Genomic DNA, 15,920 nt, shown 5'->3' with positions numbered 1-15,920 from the left:
TCAGTAGGACTGGCCATTGGCGTAGCGCTCGCGCCGCCAGTGGCGTCCCTTCCCCTTGTTGCGTGCCTTGAACGTCGGTAGCTGCGAGTCGCAGTTCGGGCAGACCAGGCGGAGGTTCTCGCGGCGGTTGTTGGTCGCGTCGCCGTCGATGTGATCGAGAACGAAAGCCAGCGGGAGGCCCTGCCACTCGGCCGCTCCACCGCAGATCGCACAGACGTCGCACTGCTCGGCGAGGACGTGCGCGCGGATGTAGTGACCCGGACTGGCGTGGTGCACGCCCTCGCCCGTGGCGAGCCACCGCTCAAGAAGCAGGCGCCTCTCGTGGACCTGTTGGCAGGAGTTGCTACAGAACTTCTTCTGGTGGCTCTTGGTCAGAGGACCGCCGCACCCGAGGCATGTGGTCATGGTCCGCACGCTAGGCACGACCACTGACAATGGAGCCGCGTGTCGGAATCGAACCGACGGCATCCGCTTTACAAGAGCGGCACTCTGACCAACTGAGTTAACGCGGCGTGCGCTCCCCGGAGGCAGCGGACGCCATCGTAGCCATGCTCGTTGGGCGACGCTCAGTCGGCGTACAGCTCCTCGATCACGTCAGCGTACTTCGCGTCGATGGGCTTCCGCTTCAGCTTCATCGTCGGCGTCAGCTCCTCACCGCCGGGCAGCCAGTCGACGTCGAGGATCCGGTACCGCTTGACCTGCTCGACGCGGGAGAGCCGGGCGTTGGCCGCCTCGACGGCACCGGCGACCGCCACGAGCACGCCGGCGTCCTGCGCCAGCGCGGCGGGTGAGGCGTCCTCGAGCCCCGCCTTCTCGGCGTACGCCGCAGACGCGTCGGGGTCGAGGACCAGCAACGCGACGTTGTAGGGACGCCGGTCGCCGATGACGACCGCCTGCCCGATCAGCGGGTGCGCGGCCTTCACCACCTGCTCGATGTTCGCCGGTGACATGTTCTTGCCGGCCGCGTTGATGATCAGCTCCTTCTTGCGGTCGATGATCGTGACGTAGCCGTCGGGGTCGATCGTCGCCACGTCACCGGTGTGCAGCCAACCGTCGGCGTCGATCGTCTCGGCCGTCTTCTCGGGCTGGTTGCGGTAGCCGTGCATCAGGGTCGGGCCGCGGAAGAGCAGCTCCCCGTCGTCGGCGAGCCTCACCTCGCAGCCCGGGATGACCCGGCCGACGGTGCCGATCCGGATGTCGTCGCGCGGGTTGATCGTGCCGCAGCAGGAGATCTCCGACATGCCCCAGAGCTCACAGATCGGCAGTCCGAGGTCCAGGAAGTACTGCAGCACCTCGGGGGCGATCGGCGCCGCACCCGAGACCGACCAGCGCACGTCGTCGAGGCCGAGCAGCTGGCGGACCACCTGCCGGGTCGGCTCGTCCAGGCCGGCCGGGTCGGCGATGCCCTTGGCCTCGAGCGCAGCCTTGATCTTCTCCCAGACGCGCGGCACGCCGCCCCAGAGCGTCGGCTTCGCATCCGCGAGCGAGGCGACGATGTTCTTCGGGTCGTCAACGTAGGTGACCTGCACGCCGTGGACGAGGTGGGTGTAGTGCGAGGCCCAGCGGTCCGCCACGTGCGCCGCCGGCAGGTACGACGTCACCCGGTCCTCCGGCAGCACGGGCAGCACCTCCTGTACGCCGCGCAGCTGCGCCATCACGCTGCCGTGCGTGAGCTCGACGCCCTTCGGCGGACCCGTCGTGCCCGAGGTGTAGATCAGGGTGCAGACGTCGTCGGGTGTCACTGCACGCCAAGAAGCCTCGAAGTCGAACCCGACCTGCCCCTTCTCCTCGAGGTCGGCGAGCGAGATCGTCCCGTCACCTCCGTCGACCGAGACGATCGTGGAGAGCTCCGCCCCCGACCCCCGGACCGACCCGAGGAAGGCCTGCTGGGTCACGACCACCGTGTTGCCGGCGTCGCCGAAGAGGTAGGCGAGCTGCTCGGCGGAGGAGGTGTTGTACACCGAGAACGGGATCGCCCCGAGGTGGAGGGCGGCCGTGTCGACCAAGGCCATCTCCGGGCGGTTCAGCAGCATGATGCCGACCGTGTCCCCGGGGCCGACACCACAGGCGGCCAGGCCGGCCGCGAGGCGGCGGACGCGCTCGCCGTACTCGAACCAGGTGATCTCGACGGCACCGCCGGGGATCCGGAGCGCGACGTCGTCGGGACGCTCGAGGATCGTGTGCTGGAAGGCCTCGCAGAGGCTGGCGGCGTCGAGCGCCGTGCTGGTCGTGTGGTCCATGCCGCATGGTCGACCCGGCTCCCACCCCCTGACAAGGGCTTCGTCCGGATTTTCCTCGCTACCTCAGCGGCGTGAACGCACCGACCTGGAACCTCCCCGTCGTCTCCAGCGTCACGACCTGGATGCCCGTCGGCCTTCCCTCGGCATAGGTCACCAGGCTCACCGACGCAGCGCGCCGTAGCTTGCTGCCGACAGCGATCGCGTACGCCGCCCCGCCGGTGGTCCCGCTGGTGTGGGTCCAGCCGACCTCGCCGTTCTCGCCGACGACCCGGGTGGGACCGGAGGGCACGTGGACGTGGCCGGCGAGGACCAGGTCGACGCAGCCGCGCCGGAGTGCCTCTCCACCCAGGTCCTCGTCGTGGACCAGCAGCGTGGCGACCCGCCGTTCGCTGGCGCAGGCGACCTCGGCGATCGTCTCGGCACGGCCCGCCACGGTGCCCTCCTTCGGGTCGCGCCACCGCCCGAGTCCGCTCGAGCGCGGGTCGTCGAAGGCGAGCAGCGCACCCCCGCCCGGTCCGTCGACCACCTCCTCCTCGGCGACCCGCCAGCCGCGGTCGGCGAGGTGGTCGCGGACGAACCCGCCGTGGTCGTGGTTGCCGGCGACCGCCCAGCGGTCGAGGTCCTCGAACGTCGCCGCGAGCGAGTCGAGGCTGAACGCCTCCCACGGCTGCCCGGTCGACGTGTCGTCGCCGGCGTCGAGCACCGCGGTCGCCCCGGCCGCATCGGCGATCGCGCGCGCCACGCGGTCCATGCCGATGTTGTCGTGGCGGTCGCTGACGAGCAGGGCGACGGTCTCGTCCTCACCCGGGGCCCGTAGCGTCAGGTCGGCAGCGGCGTCGGCAGCACGCTCGTAGAACCCGTGCGCGAAGCGGTAGCTGTCGAGGGCACTGAGCAGCAGCCGCCGGGTCGCGTCGGTGAGCGAGCCGGTCGTCATCTGGGCGCGCGCGAACTCCCGCGGGATCTCGACCTCGTCCCCGACGTACGCCGCGATGCCGGTCCAGTCGTCCTCGTCGACGAAGCGCGGCCCGTCGTCGTGCCAGGGCTGCCAGACCAGCAGGCCGACGACCGCGGCGATCGCGATGCCCGCCGTCGTCCCGCGGCGGTGCCCGGGTGCCGGGTGTGCGAGCTCGCGCCGCCGGCGGCGACCGATCAGGGTCCACAGCCCGACGGCGACCGTGGCGGCCGCGGCCCCGCGGAGGGCCGCGTCACGAGCAAGGTCCTGCACGGCCTCCCGCACCCGCGTGACCTGTGCCTCCGGATCGGCGGCCAGCAGGGCGTAACGGTCCAGCAGCTCCTCGACGGAGCCGACCCTGGTCTTGCCGAAGACGATCTCGACGCCGATCCGGCCGTCGACGGGCATCCGCGCGTCGGGAAGGACCGCCCCGGTGCGGACCGTCACCCAGCCGTCCAGCGTCGGGCGCACCTCGGCGTCGTGCCCGGCGACGGTCGTGTGCGCCGAGCTGGTCAGAAAGACGAGGAAGCCGAGGAGCACCGTCAGCGCGAGCCAGGCGAGCACCCGGAGCAGGACCGTGCGGAGCATGCCTCCACCGTAGGGCTCAGGGGGTGAGGTACTCCGCGGCGACGGCGTTCCACAGCGGCTTGGGGTGCACCTTGCCCCCGCGGGAGAGCTCGACCAGCCAGAGGTAACGGCCCGCACCACCCTCGGGGGCGTGGCCCCACTCGAGGGCCACCGACAGGCTCGATCCCGGCGGCAGCGTCCGGAGCAGGTCGAGTTGGGCCTCGACCACCGGCCAGCGCGGATCGCTCCTCGGGTCGGCGGCGAGCGCCTTTGGACCGACCATGCCGGGAAGCCGCAGGGCCATCCGCACCGTGATCGCTCCCGGGTGCCGGTCCGTGACCGCCGGGGACACCCCGGTCTCACTGCCCACGAAGTCGACGTGCACCCGTCCCTCGCGGACCAGCCGGGCGTTGGCCACCGCCCGGTCGTACGCCGCGACGTGCTGTGCCGTCAGGGGCTCGGTGCTCGAGAAGGACGGCGGCCGGCTCCAGTAGTCGACACCGGGCGCCTCGAACGCCTGGGCGAGGGAGAGGCCCGGGGCGGCCGCGAGCTCCGGGTCGCGCGCCACCTCCCCGAGCGTCTCGCGTGGATCGTCGGTGGTGACGGCCCACTCGTGGCCTCGGTCGGTCACCGGCTTCTCCAGGAGGTCCGTCGCCCGGAGCAGGAGGTCCGCGTTGGCGAGGTTCTTCCCGTGCCCCGCAGCGGTCGCGATCACGGCACTCGGACCGTCGTGGTGCGCGCCGTCGCCCCACCCCTCGTCGTCGAGCGCGAGCGTGCCGGCGCCGAGGTAGAGGCGGACCCCGTCGTCGCCCCCGGTGCCCTCCGAGCGCTTCCAGTCGGCGAGGAGGTCCAGGGCACCGGTGATCTGCTCGCGGGTCGCATCGGGCTCCATGTCGACGATCGCCGTGTAGCCGTAGTAGTCGGTGTCGAGAGCGCGCTTGTCGACCCGCGCATCCCGCACGCCGGGCAGGTCCCGCGCGTCCGCGGAGAAGCCGCCGCCCGTGCCGCACGCGACCAGCCCGGACCCGGCTGCCAGCAGCAGCCCCACCATCGACAGCCTGATTCTCATCGCTCTCCCCTGACTCGATCCACGCAGCGTACGACGAGCACGGGCAACGCGATCGTTCCGCGAATCGTGAGCGGGCGGCCGTCGCCCTAGACTTCCCGGGTGGCACTCCGGATCTATGACACTGCTCAGCGCGACGTCGTCGACTTCGTCCCCCTCGTGGAGGGGCAGGTCGGCATCTACGTCTGCGGCCTGACCGTGCAGTCCGAGCCCCACGTCGGCCACATCCGCTCGGGGGTCAACTTCGACGTGCTCCGCCGCTGGCTGTCGGCGTCGGGTCACGACGTGACCTTCATCCGCAACATCACCGACATCGACGACAAGATCCTCACCAAGGCCGCCGAGCAGGGCCGCCCGTGGTGGAACCTCGCCTACGACATGCACCGCGAGCTCACCCGGGCGTACGCCGCCCTCAATGTCGCGCCGCCGACGTACGAGCCCGCGGCGACCGGCCATGTGCCGGAGATGGTCGAGCTGATCGAGCTGCTGATCGAGCGCGGCCACGCCTACGCCGCCCCTGACGGCTCCGGGGACGTCTACTTCGACGTCCAGAGCTTCGAGGCCTACGGCGCGCTGACACACCAGAAGACCGCCGACATGGAGCCGGCTGCCGACGCCGACCCTCGCGGCAAGCGCGACCCTCGTGACTTCGCCCTCTGGAAGGGCCGCAAGGACTCCGAGCCGGAGACCGCGTCGTGGCCCTCCCCGTGGGGCCGCGGCCGCCCGGGCTGGCACATCGAGTGCTCCGCGATGGCCGGCAAGTACCTCGGGCAGGCGTTCGACATCCACGGCGGCGGCGTGGACCTGCGCTTCCCTCACCACGAGAACGAGCAGGCCCAGTCTAAGGCGGCCGGGCACGCGTTCGCGACGTACTGGATGCACAACGCCTGGATCACCACCGCCGGCGAGAAGATGAGCAAGTCCCTCGGCAACTCGCTGGTCGTGCCCGAGGTGCTGAAGCGGGTCCGCCCGATCGAGCTGCGCTTCTACATGGTGGCCGCGCACTACCGCTCGAACGTCGAGTTCAGCTTCGAGGCGCTCGACGAGGCAGCTCAGGGCTTCCGTCGGATCGAGGGCTTCCTCGAGCGCGCCGGTCTGCCGGAGGCGAGCGACGAGCTGCGCGCGGCGTTCGTCGACGCGATGGACGACGACCTCGGCACCCCCGCGGCCGTCGCCGTCATCTACGACGCGGTGCGTGACGGCAACAAGCTGCTGGGCGAGGGCGAGACCGAGGGCGCCACGGGCATTGCGGCCGACGTCCGCGCGATGCTCGACGTCCTGGGCCTCGACCCGCTCGACCCCGCCTGGGGTGGGGCCGCTGCCTCAGGCGCCAACGACAAGCTGACCAACGCCGTCGACGCCCTCGTCGCCGGCCTCCTCGAGCAGCGCGCCGAGGCGCGCGCCGCCAAGGACTTCGCCACCGCCGATGCGATCCGCGACCGGATCAAGACGGCTGGCATCACCCTCGAAGACACCCCTGCGGGTGCGAAGTGGAGCATTGACTGATGGCCGGTAACTCCCAGCGCAAGGGCGCGATCAAGAAGAGCGGCAAGGGAAACCCCACTGCCGGCTCCGGTGGCCGCGTGCGTCGTGGCCTCGAGGCCAAGGGCCCGACCCCCAAGGCGTCCGAGCGCGAGTACCACAAGCAGTACAAGATCAAGCAGGCCAAGGAGAAGTCCGAGGCCCGTCGCCCGCAGCGCAAGCGCAGCGCCGGTGACGCCGAGTGGATCATCGGGCGCAACCCCGTCGTCGAGGCCCTGCGCGAGGGCGTGCCGGTCAACGGCCTGTACGTCGCCGAGGGCGCCGAGCGCGATGCCCGCCTGCGCGAGGCGTTCCAGCTCTCCGCCGAGCTCGGCATCCCGCTGCTCGAGGTCACCAAGCCCGAGCTCGACCGCATGTGCGGCTTCGGCGGCAACCAGGGCCTCGCAGCCCGCGTGCCGGCGTACCAGTACGCCCACGCCGACGACCTGCTCGACGTGGCGCGCGAGGCGCAGGAGCCCGCGCTCATCGTCATCCTCGACCACATCACCGACCCGCGGAACCTCGGCGCCATCGTGCGCTCCGCCGCGGCGTTCGGCGCCCACGGTGTCGTCATCCCCGAGCGTCGCTCGGCCAGTATGACCGCGGCCGCCTGGAAGACGTCGGCCGGCGCTGCCGCGCGGTTGAAGGTCGCGCAGACCGTCAACCTCACCCGCCAGATCAAGGCCTACCAGGACGCAGGCTGCACCGTCATCGGCCTCGACATGGACGGCGACCTCACCACCGCCGACGTCCACGAGGTCGCCGACGGCCCGCTCGTGATCGTCGTCGGCGCCGAGGGCGACGGCCTCTCCCGCCTGGTGTCGGAGAACTGCGACCGGATCATCTCGATCCCGATGGCCAACTCCGTGGAGTCGCTCAACGCCGGTGTCGCCGCCTCCGTCGTCCTGTACGCCGTGGCGCAGCACCGCGCCTGAGTCGCCGCCGAGCGCCTGCGGCTCGCCCGGAGCGAGGGGGTAGCCCCCGACCGCGCGGCTGGCGCGGCCGGAAGGGGCGGACAGCCCCGAGCGTCGAGCCGGAGCGAGGAACGAGCGCAGGCGAGCTGCAGGGAGGGGCTGTGCGCTCCTGCAGGCGGCGCCAGCCGCGCGGCCGGCCGTGTCAGCTGAGGCCGTAGCCGGTCGGGAACGTGTGGGCGGAGTCGCGGATCGCGTAGACGAGTCCGCGCGACTTGCGCTGCCACACGGCCTCGAACTCGCTCCGCTTGTAGGTGCGGCGCACCGTTGCGTTGGACGAGGCCGCCGGGTCGTTGACGATGACGTTGCCGGCGGACGTGAAGCCAGAGATCACGACGAGGTGCCCCGCGGTGCTGCTGATCGGCGCGCCGGTGAGCTGGCCGGACGAGAACGAGATCGACGCGATGAGCGGGATCCCCCTGGCGATGAACCGCTCGGCGTCACGCAGCGACGCCAGCCGGGTCACCGCCGCCCGCGGGAGCCGCGTGCCGGCGTACGCGGTGTTGAAGGGCCAGTTGCCGGCGCCGTCGTACTCGAAGTCGTAGACGCGGCGGGCGACCTCGTCGACCCAGGGGTCGGCGTAGGCATCGTTGACCCAGGCGTACTCCGCAGGGGTCGGGCGCGCGCCGTAGTAGGCGAGCACCATCGACAGCGACGTGGGCGAGCACCACGCCTGTCCCCCGCCGCCGTACTGGGGGTACTGGCCGCGGTGGATCATCTGGGAGTACGCCGGCACGGGGAGCGACTTCGCTCCCAGCAGGGGCTTCGAGGTGGCCGGGACCGCAGAGGCGAGCTGCGAGGCGACCGCGCCGAGTGAGCGGACAGACGGTGTGACCGTCGTGCCGGCCCGGCGGGCGACCCGCACCTTCAGCGTGTACGACGCGAACGTCACGCCCGGCGCTGCCCGCAGCGTGTCGGTGGCGACCGTCGAGAGACCGTCCGCCTGGCTGCCCGCCACGCTGCTGCGAAACGCGCTGAAGTTGAGGTTGGTCCAGCGGCCGAAGCTCTGCCACGTGGTGAGCCGGCCGTCGGTGGTGCGGGCACGGACCTGCACGGAGAGGAAGGTGCTCATCGGGGTGCGGGCGTTCCACGAGGGCACGAGCTCGGTGAAGCCATGGGCCGGCGTCACCCACGGCGCCTGCCATGCGCCGAAGTCGAAGTCCTTGTCGTTGACGACGACCGTGCCGGCAGGAGCCCCGATGCGGAGCTGGCCGTCGGTGGCGCGGGCGCCGTTGAAGGTACCCGCGGCCCACCCGGTCTGGCTCGCGGTGGCTCGATAGCTGTTGCGTGCGGGGGTGGTCGCCGCGAGCGCGCCCTTGGCGGGGCCCTCCTGCTGCGTGGCGGCAGCCGGGTCCGCGGAGCGACTGGCCTCGGAGGCAGCGCGGCGCGCCGCGACCCCATCGAGCATCGCGACGTAGGCGACGAGCGCGGCCATGACGGTGATCACGAGGGCGAAGCGCAGCCGCATCCCGTCGAGGCGCGGGTCCAGCAGGAGGCGTCGCAGTCGCACATCCCGACGATAGCGACGCACGGGCCTCATCCGACGCTGAATCGCCGTGTGTGCCAGCCGGTCGCCCCGGCAGGCACCACGTCACGCTCCACCCCGGTCTGCACGGTGCCGTCGACCCCGATGGCCCGGACCCGGACGACGTGGTCTCCCTCGGCGAGCCGTTCCGTCGCCGTCCACTGCACCCAGGTGTCGCGGTTGGGAGCCCCGCCGGGGCGGACGGCCGCTCCCCCGGTCTCGGCACGCACCCAGGGTCCGCCATCGACGGCGTACTCCACGCTGGCGATGCCGGTGTGCTGTGCCCACGCCACGCCGGCCAGCCGGACGGTCGCGTCGGCCAGGTCCTCTCCGTCGCGCGGCACGTCGACGCGTGAGCTGATCTGCAGGGGTGCGCGCTCGGCCCACCCCAGCTCGGTCCAGTACGCCGAGATGCGGTCGAAGCGGGTCACTTCGAGGTCGACGACCCACTTCGTCGCCGAGACGTAGCCGTAGAGGCCGGGGACGATCACCCGCGCCGGGAAGCCGTGCTCGATCGGCAGCGCCTCGCCGTTCATCGCGAAGGCGATCATCGCCTGCCGCCCGTCGGTCAGCGCGTCGAGCGGCGTGCCGCAGGTCCAGCCGTCCTCGGACGTCTGGAGCACTGCGTCGGCGCCCGGTCGGACACCGGCCTCGGCCAGCAGCGGGGCGAGGCGTACGCCGCTCCACCAGGCGTTGCCGATCAGGTCACCGCCGACGGGGTTGGAGACGCAGTTCAGGGTGATCCAGTCCTCGGTGACCTCGCGGTCGAGGAGGTCCTGGTAGGTCAGCACCACCTCGCGCTCGACCATGCCGTGGATCCGCAGCGTCCACGTCGCCGGGTCGATCGCCGGCTTCGTGAACGCGGTGTCGATCAGGTAGAAGTCGCCGTTCGGGGTCTGCCAGGGCGTGATGCCCTCGACGGGCAGCGCGACACCTCGAGGTACCGCCGGTGAGGTGACCGGCAGGTTGAGCAGTCGGCGTGCCTGCTCCACCCGGCGACGACCATGGCCGATGAGGGGCCCGAGGACGGCCGCGCCCCCAGCCACGAGGGCGATGATCCCGGTGCGCACGAGCACGGACCGCCGCGTGACGGGATCGACGTCGTCCAGGGTCGCCTCGTCACCCGGGTGCGCACGGGCAGCAGCCTCCTGCGCGCGGGCCAGGGGCCCGGTGAGGAGGTCCAGGACGACGATCCAGGTCACGACACCCAGAGCGACCGGCAGTGCATCGTCGAGCGCGGAGTCCTCGCGGGTGAGGGCCGCGACGGCGGCGATGCCGCCCAGCACGGCGTACACCGGGAGCGGCGCCCACCACGAGCTCGCCGCGAGCCTGCCGGCCGTGAAGAGGAGCCCCACCGTGAACGCCGCGATGATCAAGCCCAGCACGAACTTGTCGGAGGTGCCGAAGCGCTCGATGAACCAGTGCGAGAACGAGCCCGGCGTCAGCGCGATGACCAGCTCGGCCACCGCATCGAACGGCGTCAGTCGCCGGCCGAGGAACTGTGCAGCCCCGTAGGCGACTGCGAACCCCGCGATGCCTGCAACGAGGCCGGCGGTGCCCCAGGGCAGACGGACGGTTCTCACGCCCCCATCGTTGCATCCGCCATGATCATCCCGTGAGCAGCATTCCCCGCATCGGCATCGGCACCGACGTCCACCGTTTCGCCGAGGGCGTCCCGATGATGCTGGCCGGCCTGCACTGGCCCGACGAGACCTCCGGTCTGGAGGGTCACTCCGATGCCGACGTCGCCTGTCACGCCGCCTGCGACGCGCTGCTCTCCGCCGCGGGCCTCGGCGACCTGGGCAGCAACTTCGGGACGGCCGAGCCGGAGTGGGCGGGTGCCGCCGGGACCGCTCTCCTCGCCGAGACCGTACGCCGTGTCGGTGCGGCCGGCTTCACCATCGGCAACGTCGCGGTCCAGGTCATCGGCAACCGTCCGCGCATGGGCGCACGGAAGGCGGAGGCCGAGCAGGTGCTCGGCGAGGTGGTGGGCGCGCCGGTGTCGATCTCGGCGACCACCACCGACGGTCTCGGCCTGACCGGCCGCAGCGAGGGCCTGGCCGCGATCGCCACCGCCCTCGTCTACTGAGCCGCCACCGGCGGCGTCAGGCCGCGATGCGTAGTGCGGAGACAGCCTCGCGGTACCGGTCGGCGACGAGCGCGGCGATCGCCGGGTCGGCGCCCAGCACCTCGGAGACCCAGCGCGCACCGGCGTCCGTCGCGAGCGTGGCGACCTTGCGGGAGAAGAAGCCCGGCGAGAGCAGGTACGTCGAGACCGCGACGTCGCCGTAGAGCGAGGCCTCGGCCACGGCGTCCTCGACGGATCGGCCCGCTCCCGAGACGGTCGCGACGAGCACAGGACCGCCCCAGACCGCAGCGAGGTGGCGCTGCGCGAGCGCGAGGTCTGGCACGGCATCGGGGTCGTTGGAGCCCGCTGCCACCATCACGACCGGGCCACCGGGGCGGGCGCCGGCCGCCAGCAGGCGACGCTTCTGCACGGCGGCCAGCACCGGGTCTGGCCCCAGGGGACGCGTGAGCGCGGCCGGGCCGCGCGAGCCCCGCAGCGCCTCAGGGATGTCGACCTTCACGTGGAAGCCGGTCGACAGCAGCAGGGGGACGACGACGGTGGGCACCGGGGAAGACGCGAGGACGTCCGCCACCAGCGGCGAGCAGAGCTCGACGTACGACGTGGTGGCCGGGATCCCGAGCAGCGCCGAGGCCTGCGCGGTCAGGTCGGCTGCGATCTGGTTGCCGGCGACCACACGCGTGCCGTGGGCGACGGTCACGAGCCGGCTCATGAGTCGACCACCAGGCGGTAGCCACGCTTGACGACCGTCTGCACGAGGCGGGTGCCGATCGCGGCGCGGAGCCGCGCGACCGCCATCTCGACAGCGTGCTCCGAGGAGGCCTGGCCCGTCGGGAGGCACGCGAGCAGGTCGCGGCGGGAGACGACGTGGCCCGGGTTGACCACGAGCGCGTGGAGGACGGCGAGCGGAGCCGGCGAGAGCCGGACGTCGATCCCGTCGACGAGGATCACGTCGCCGTGCAGGAGCAGGGTGTGGCCGGCCACCTCGAGGGCCGTGCCCTCGCGGCGCGACGGCAGCTCGGTCTCGAGCAGCTTCACCATCGCCGCGAGCCGGTTGCGATCGGGCTGCACCGTGGGGACCCCCCACATCTCGAACGCGGCAGCGGTGACCGGGCCGACGCAGGTGGCGACGACGTCGGCCTGGAAGGCGGCCAGGACCTCCTCGCGACGGCCGACGACGCCGGCCATCTCCATGAACGCGGCGACGGCGGGAGCGGAGGTGAAGGTCACCGCGTCGAGCTTGCGGTCGGCGACGTGCTCGACCATCCGGAAGACGGGCTCGGGGTCGCCGGCACCCTCGATCCGGTAGATCGTGACGACGTGGACGTTGGCGCCCTGGCGGCGCAGGGCGTGGGCGACGTTGTTGAGCGACTGGCCGTGCTCCTGGACCACGATCCGCTTGCCGGTGAGGTCGCGCCCGCGCAGGTGTGCCAGCACGTCCTCGAAGGTCTCCGACTCCGGCGACCAGAGCTCACGCAGGCCGTGGGCGCGCAGCGCGCCGACGGACTTGGGTCCGCGGGCGAGGATCTCGGCGTCGCCGAGAGCGGAGAGCAGCAGGTCCAGCAGCCCCCACGACTCCGCAGCGGTGAACCACGAGCGCAGGCCGATGCCGGTGGTCGCGACGAAGATGTCGACAGGTCCACCGAGGACCTCGAGGGTGGCGCGACGCAGCGCCTCCTCGTCGATCTCGTAGGGCTCGATCGAGAGGACCGGAGCCGTCTCGACCACGGCCCCACGGCGCTCGAGCAGCGCCACCTGCTCCTCGATCTTGCGGGCAGCGGTGACGCCGATGCGGTAGCCGTCGAGCGGGCGCAGGCCCTCCTCGGTCGGCGCTTCGGCGAGCATGGTGTTCATCCCCTCTTCGGGTGCGTCAGCCTCGGACCCACCAGCACGACTCCATCCTCCACCTTCACCTCGTACGCCGGGATGCTGACGCCCGGGTCGTCGAGGCAGGCGCCGGTGCGGAGGTCGAAGGCCTGCTTGTAGACCGGCGAGGCGACGAACGGCGTCTCGCCACGCGTACCCACGATCCCACGGGCGATCACGCTCGACTTGGAGAAGGGGTCGTAGTTGCCGAGCGCGAAGACCTGGTCGTCGTACGTCCGGAAGACCGCGACGGCCTGACCGTGGACGAGGGCGGTGGCACCGCGCTCGACCTCGAGCTGCTCGAGGCGGCAGACGGGGACGAAGCCACCGGAGAGGGTCGTGGTGCTGGTCACTGGGGCGCTCCAACCGGGATGGACGACCCGAGCGAGACGGGCTCGTCGAAGTTGACGGGGCGGATCTGGCCGCGGTCCTCGGTGAACGAGATGTTCGGGTCCGGGGTGCCCGGGGCGTTGATGAAGGAGACGAAGCGGGAGAGCTTCTCCGGGTCCTCCAGGGTCGCCTTCCACTCGTCGAAGTAGGAGCCGATGTGGCGCTCCATCTCCGCCTCGAGCTCGGCGCCCAGGCCGAGCGCATCGTCGACCACGATCTCCTTGACGCGGTCGAGGCCGCCGTCGAGCGACTCCATCCAGGTCGAGGTGCGCTGCAGGCGGTCCGCGGTCCGCACGTAGTACATGAGGAACCGGTCGAGGTACTTCAGCAGGTCCTCGCGCGACAGGTCGGAGGCGAGCAGCTGCGCGTGCGCCGGGATGGCGCCACCGTTGCCGCCGACGTACAGGTTCCAGCCCTTCTCCGTCGCGATGACACCGAAGTCCTTGCCACGGGCCTCGGCGCACTCACGGGCGCAGCCGGAGACGCCGCCCTTGAGCTTGTGAGGGGAGCGCAGGCCGCGGTAGCGCAGCTCGAGCTCGATCGCCATCGCGACGGACTCCTGGACGCCGTAGCGGCACCACTCGGAGCCGACGCAGGACTTCACCGTGCGCAGCGACTTGCCGTAGGCGTGGCCGGACTCGAAGCCGGCGTCGACGAGGCGCTTCCAGATGTCGGGGAGCTGCTCCACGCGGGCACCGAACATGTCGATGCGCTGGCCACCGGTGATCTTCGTGTAGAGGCCGAAGTCGCGGGCGACCTCGCCGATGACGATCAGCTTCTCAGGCGTGATCTCCCCGCCGGGGATCCGAGGGACGACGGAGTACGTCCCGTTCTTCTGCAGGTTGGCGAGGAACGCGTCGTTGGTGTCCTGGAGCGCACCGACGGTCTTCTTGTCGAGGACGTGGCCGTTGAACTGCGAGGCCAGGATCGAGGCGATGGCCGGCTTGCAGATGTCGCAGCCCCGGCCGGTGCCGTGGGCGGCGACGACCGCGTCGAAGCTGTTGAGCTGGCCGATCTTGATCAGGTCGAAGAGTTCCTGGCGCGAGTGGTCGAAGTGCTCGCAGATCGCCTTGGAGACGGCCTTGCCGGCCTTCTCCATCTCCTCGGTGAGGAGGTTCTTCAGGATGTTGGTGCAGGAGCCGCAGACGGTGCCGGCCTTGGTGCACGCCTTGATCGCCGGGACGTCGGCGAGCTCCTCGTCGTGGATCGCCTTGCAGATCTCGCCCTTGGTGACGTTCATGCAGGAGCAGACCTGCGCTTCGTCGGGCATGCCGATCTGGGCCGTGCCCCGCGACGCGGGAAGGATCAGGTCCTCGGGGTTCTCCGGCAGCGCCATGCCGCTGGAGACCATCGGCCGCAGGATGCCGTACGACGAGGCGTCGCCGACGAGGATGCCGCCGAGGAGCTGCGTGCAGTCCTCGGAGATGACCAGCTTCTTGTAGATGCCGGCGACGGCGTCGGAGTAGACCAGCTCGAGCGAGCCCTCGGTGGTGGCGAACGCGTCACCGAAGGAAGCGACGTCGACACCGAGGAGCTTCAGCTTCGTGGACATGTCGGCGCCGAGGAACTCGCCGGCACCACCGAGCAGGTGGTCGGCAGCGACCTCGGCCATCGAGTAGCCGGGAGCGACCAGGCCGTACATCCGGCCGCCGGGGGCGGCACACTCGCCGATCGCGTAGATCGAGTCGTCGGAGGTCTGCATGTTCGGGGAGACCAGGATGCCGCCGCGCTCGGCGACCTCGAGGCCGCAGTCGCGTGCCAGCTGGTCGCGCGGCCGGATACCGGCCGAGAAGATGACGATGTCGGCAGGGAGGACCTCGTCGTTGTCCTTGAACTTGAGGCCCGAGACCTTGCCGTCGGTGTTGCCCTCGGCGTCCTCGTCGATCAGGGCACCATCGATGTACTCGGTCATCACGCCCGTGTGCACCTTCAGGCCGAGCTTCTCGATGTGGCGCTTCAGCGTCGCGCCACCGGCGTCGTCCACCTGGACGGCCATGAGACGCGGGGCGAGCTCGACGACGTGGGTCTCGACGTCGAGCTGGTGCAGGGCGTTGGCAGCCTCGAGGCCGAGGAGACCACCACCGATGACGACACCGGCCTTGGCGGTCTTCGCCGCCTCCTCGATCGCCTGGAGGTCCTCGATCGTGCGGTAGACGAAGACGTTCTGCAGGTCCTTGCCCGGCACGGGCGGCACGAACGGGGCCGCGCCCGTGGCGAGCACGAGCACGTCGTACGCCTGGGTCGTGCCGTCGGAGAGCGCGACCGTCTTGGCCCCGCGGTCGATGCCGGTCACCTCGGTGTTGAGCACGACGCGGGCCCGCGGGTCCTCGTACTGCCCACCGGGCAGGAAGGAGAGCGCGTCGGCACCGACCTCGTAGTACGACGTGAGCGCGACGCGGTCGTAGGCCTCGCGCGGCTCCTCGCCGTACACGATGACGTCGTGCGTCTCGGTGAGGCCACGCTCGATGGCGGCCTGGACGAAACGGTGACCGACCATGCCGTGACCGGCGACAACAAGGGTCTTGCGAGTGCTCATGGGGACCTGCCTTTCAGCTCGTCCCCCACGCTAGGCAGCCCGTGTGGCCCCGGAGTTTCCCAATGTTTCGGTGAGGAAACAGATGCCTCACCCCCGGGCTCGAATGTTGCATCGGCGCTCCCGGGCCCGCCCTTCGGTGACTCAGGTCACCGCCCACTCGCTGTAACGCGGTGTTCCCGTGGCTTCTGCGCCTTCACAGA

General features: G+C 71.2%; 13 protein-coding genes and 1 tRNA gene. 3 read left to right on the top strand and 11 right to left on the bottom strand.

The annotated features are described in order from the left end of the window. The 5 genes from VLF38_RS00665 to VLF38_RS00645 form a co-directional block, all read right to left on the bottom strand. Nucleotides 1-405 (bottom strand): HNH endonuclease, encoded by a 405-nt coding sequence (locus VLF38_RS00665; RefSeq protein WP_325269365.1) that lies wholly within the window; start codon nucleotides 403-405, stop codon nucleotides 1-3. A 30-nt stretch (nucleotides 406-435) separates the two neighbouring features. Further along, nucleotides 436-512 (bottom strand) — tRNA-Thr (locus tag VLF38_RS00660). Nucleotides 513-566: 54 nt separating this feature from the next. After that, complete coding sequence (locus VLF38_RS00655) at nucleotides 567-2,240, bottom strand: AMP-dependent synthetase/ligase (RefSeq protein WP_325269364.1); 1,674 nt, start codon at nucleotides 2,238-2,240, stop codon at nucleotides 567-569. A 58-nt stretch (nucleotides 2,241-2,298) separates the two neighbouring features. Then, a complete protein-coding gene (locus tag VLF38_RS00650; RefSeq protein ID WP_325269363.1) occupies nucleotides 2,299-3,780 on the bottom strand; it encodes a metallophosphoesterase in 1,482 nt (493 codons plus the stop codon). 16 nt (nucleotides 3,781-3,796) lie between these two features. After that, nucleotides 3,797-4,828 carry a hypothetical protein gene (locus VLF38_RS00645; RefSeq protein WP_325269362.1) on the bottom strand — a complete coding sequence of 344 codons (1,032 nt, stop codon included), beginning with the start codon at nucleotides 4,826-4,828 and terminating at the stop codon, nucleotides 3,797-3,799. A gap of 99 nt (nucleotides 4,829-4,927) precedes the next feature. On the opposite strand from VLF38_RS00645, the gene cysS reads away from it, so the two are divergent. Both cysS and rlmB read left to right on the top strand, forming a co-directional pair. Continuing rightward, entirely contained in the window at nucleotides 4,928-6,331 is a 1,404-nt protein-coding gene (gene cysS, locus VLF38_RS00640) for a cysteine--tRNA ligase (RefSeq protein ID WP_325269361.1), read from the top strand. Continuing rightward, nucleotides 6,331-7,281 (top strand): 23S rRNA (guanosine(2251)-2'-O)-methyltransferase RlmB, encoded by a 951-nt coding sequence (gene rlmB, locus VLF38_RS00635; RefSeq protein ID WP_325269360.1) that lies wholly within the window; start codon nucleotides 6,331-6,333, stop codon nucleotides 7,279-7,281. The genes cysS and rlmB overlap by 1 nt, the downstream gene beginning before the upstream one ends. A 181-nt stretch (nucleotides 7,282-7,462) precedes the next feature. On the opposite strand, the gene VLF38_RS00630 is transcribed toward rlmB, so the two are convergent. Beyond that, nucleotides 7,463-8,827, bottom strand: a complete 1,365-nt coding sequence (locus VLF38_RS00630) for a C39 family peptidase (protein WP_325269359.1) — start codon at nucleotides 8,825-8,827, stop codon at nucleotides 7,463-7,465. A gap of 26 nt (nucleotides 8,828-8,853) precedes the next feature. Beyond that, the gene (locus tag VLF38_RS00625; protein ID WP_325269358.1) at nucleotides 8,854-10,425 is read right to left on the bottom strand and encodes a molybdopterin-dependent oxidoreductase; all 1,572 of its coding nucleotides are present in this window, start codon (nucleotides 10,423-10,425) and stop codon (nucleotides 8,854-8,856) included. 41 nt (nucleotides 10,426-10,466) lie between these two features. Between VLF38_RS00625 and ispF the strand changes: the two genes are divergently transcribed. Next, on the top strand, nucleotides 10,467-10,931 hold the full coding sequence (gene ispF / locus VLF38_RS00620) for a 2-C-methyl-D-erythritol 2,4-cyclodiphosphate synthase (RefSeq protein WP_414689343.1): 465 nt from the start codon (nucleotides 10,467-10,469) through the stop codon (nucleotides 10,929-10,931). Between the two features lie 16 nt (nucleotides 10,932-10,947). On the opposite strand, the gene VLF38_RS00615 is transcribed toward ispF, so the two are convergent. Genes VLF38_RS00615 through nirB form a run of 4 tightly spaced genes read right to left on the bottom strand, consistent with a single transcriptional unit; the run spans nucleotide 10,948 to nucleotide 15,720 of the window. After that, entirely contained in the window at nucleotides 10,948-11,640 is a 693-nt protein-coding gene (locus tag VLF38_RS00615) for a sirohydrochlorin chelatase (RefSeq protein ID WP_325269356.1), read from the bottom strand. Further along, nucleotides 11,637-12,773 (bottom strand): uroporphyrinogen-III synthase, encoded by a 1,137-nt coding sequence (locus VLF38_RS00610; RefSeq protein ID WP_325269355.1) that lies wholly within the window; start codon nucleotides 12,771-12,773, stop codon nucleotides 11,637-11,639. The genes VLF38_RS00615 and VLF38_RS00610 overlap by 4 nt, the downstream gene beginning before the upstream one ends. A gap of 5 nt (nucleotides 12,774-12,778) precedes the next feature. Continuing rightward, entirely contained in the window at nucleotides 12,779-13,147 is a 369-nt protein-coding gene (gene nirD / locus VLF38_RS00605) for a nitrite reductase small subunit NirD (RefSeq protein ID WP_325269354.1), read from the bottom strand. Continuing rightward, nucleotides 13,144-15,720, bottom strand: coding sequence for a nitrite reductase large subunit NirB (gene nirB, locus VLF38_RS00600; protein ID WP_325269353.1), 2,577 nt, complete (start codon nucleotides 15,718-15,720; stop codon nucleotides 13,144-13,146). Before nirB ends, nirD begins: the two co-directional genes overlap by 4 nt. Nucleotides 15,721-15,920 lie beyond the last annotated feature (200 nt).

Origin of the sequence: Nocardioides sp., assembly GCF_035481145.1 — a bacterium.
GTDB lineage: Bacteria > Actinomycetota > Actinomycetes > Propionibacteriales > Nocardioidaceae > Nocardioides.
The sequence above is the reverse complement of the archived record's forward strand: the minus strand, read 5'-3'. Positions and strand labels throughout refer to the sequence as shown.

Coding starts and splice junctions, on each gene's coding strand:
- VLF38_RS00665 (WP_325269365.1), bottom strand. CDS start 405: ATGACCACATGCCTCGGGTGCGGCGGTCCTCTGACCAAGAGCCACCAG.
- VLF38_RS00655 (WP_325269364.1), bottom strand. CDS start 2,240: ATGGACCACACGACCAGCACGGCGCTCGACGCCGCCAGCCTCTGCGAG.
- VLF38_RS00650 (WP_325269363.1), bottom strand. CDS start 3,780: ATGCTCCGCACGGTCCTGCTCCGGGTGCTCGCCTGGCTCGCGCTGACG.
- VLF38_RS00645 (WP_325269362.1), bottom strand. CDS start 4,828: ATGAGAATCAGGCTGTCGATGGTGGGGCTGCTGCTGGCAGCCGGGTCC.
- rlmB (WP_325269360.1), top strand. CDS start 6,331: ATGGCCGGTAACTCCCAGCGCAAGGGCGCGATCAAGAAGAGCGGCAAG.
- VLF38_RS00615 (WP_325269356.1), bottom strand. CDS start 11,640: ATGAGCCGGCTCGTGACCGTCGCCCACGGCACGCGTGTGGTCGCCGGC.
- VLF38_RS00610 (WP_325269355.1), bottom strand. CDS start 12,773: ATGCTCGCCGAAGCGCCGACCGAGGAGGGCCTGCGCCCGCTCGACGGC.
- nirB (WP_325269353.1), bottom strand. CDS start 15,720: ATGAGCACTCGCAAGACCCTTGTTGTCGCCGGTCACGGCATGGTCGGT.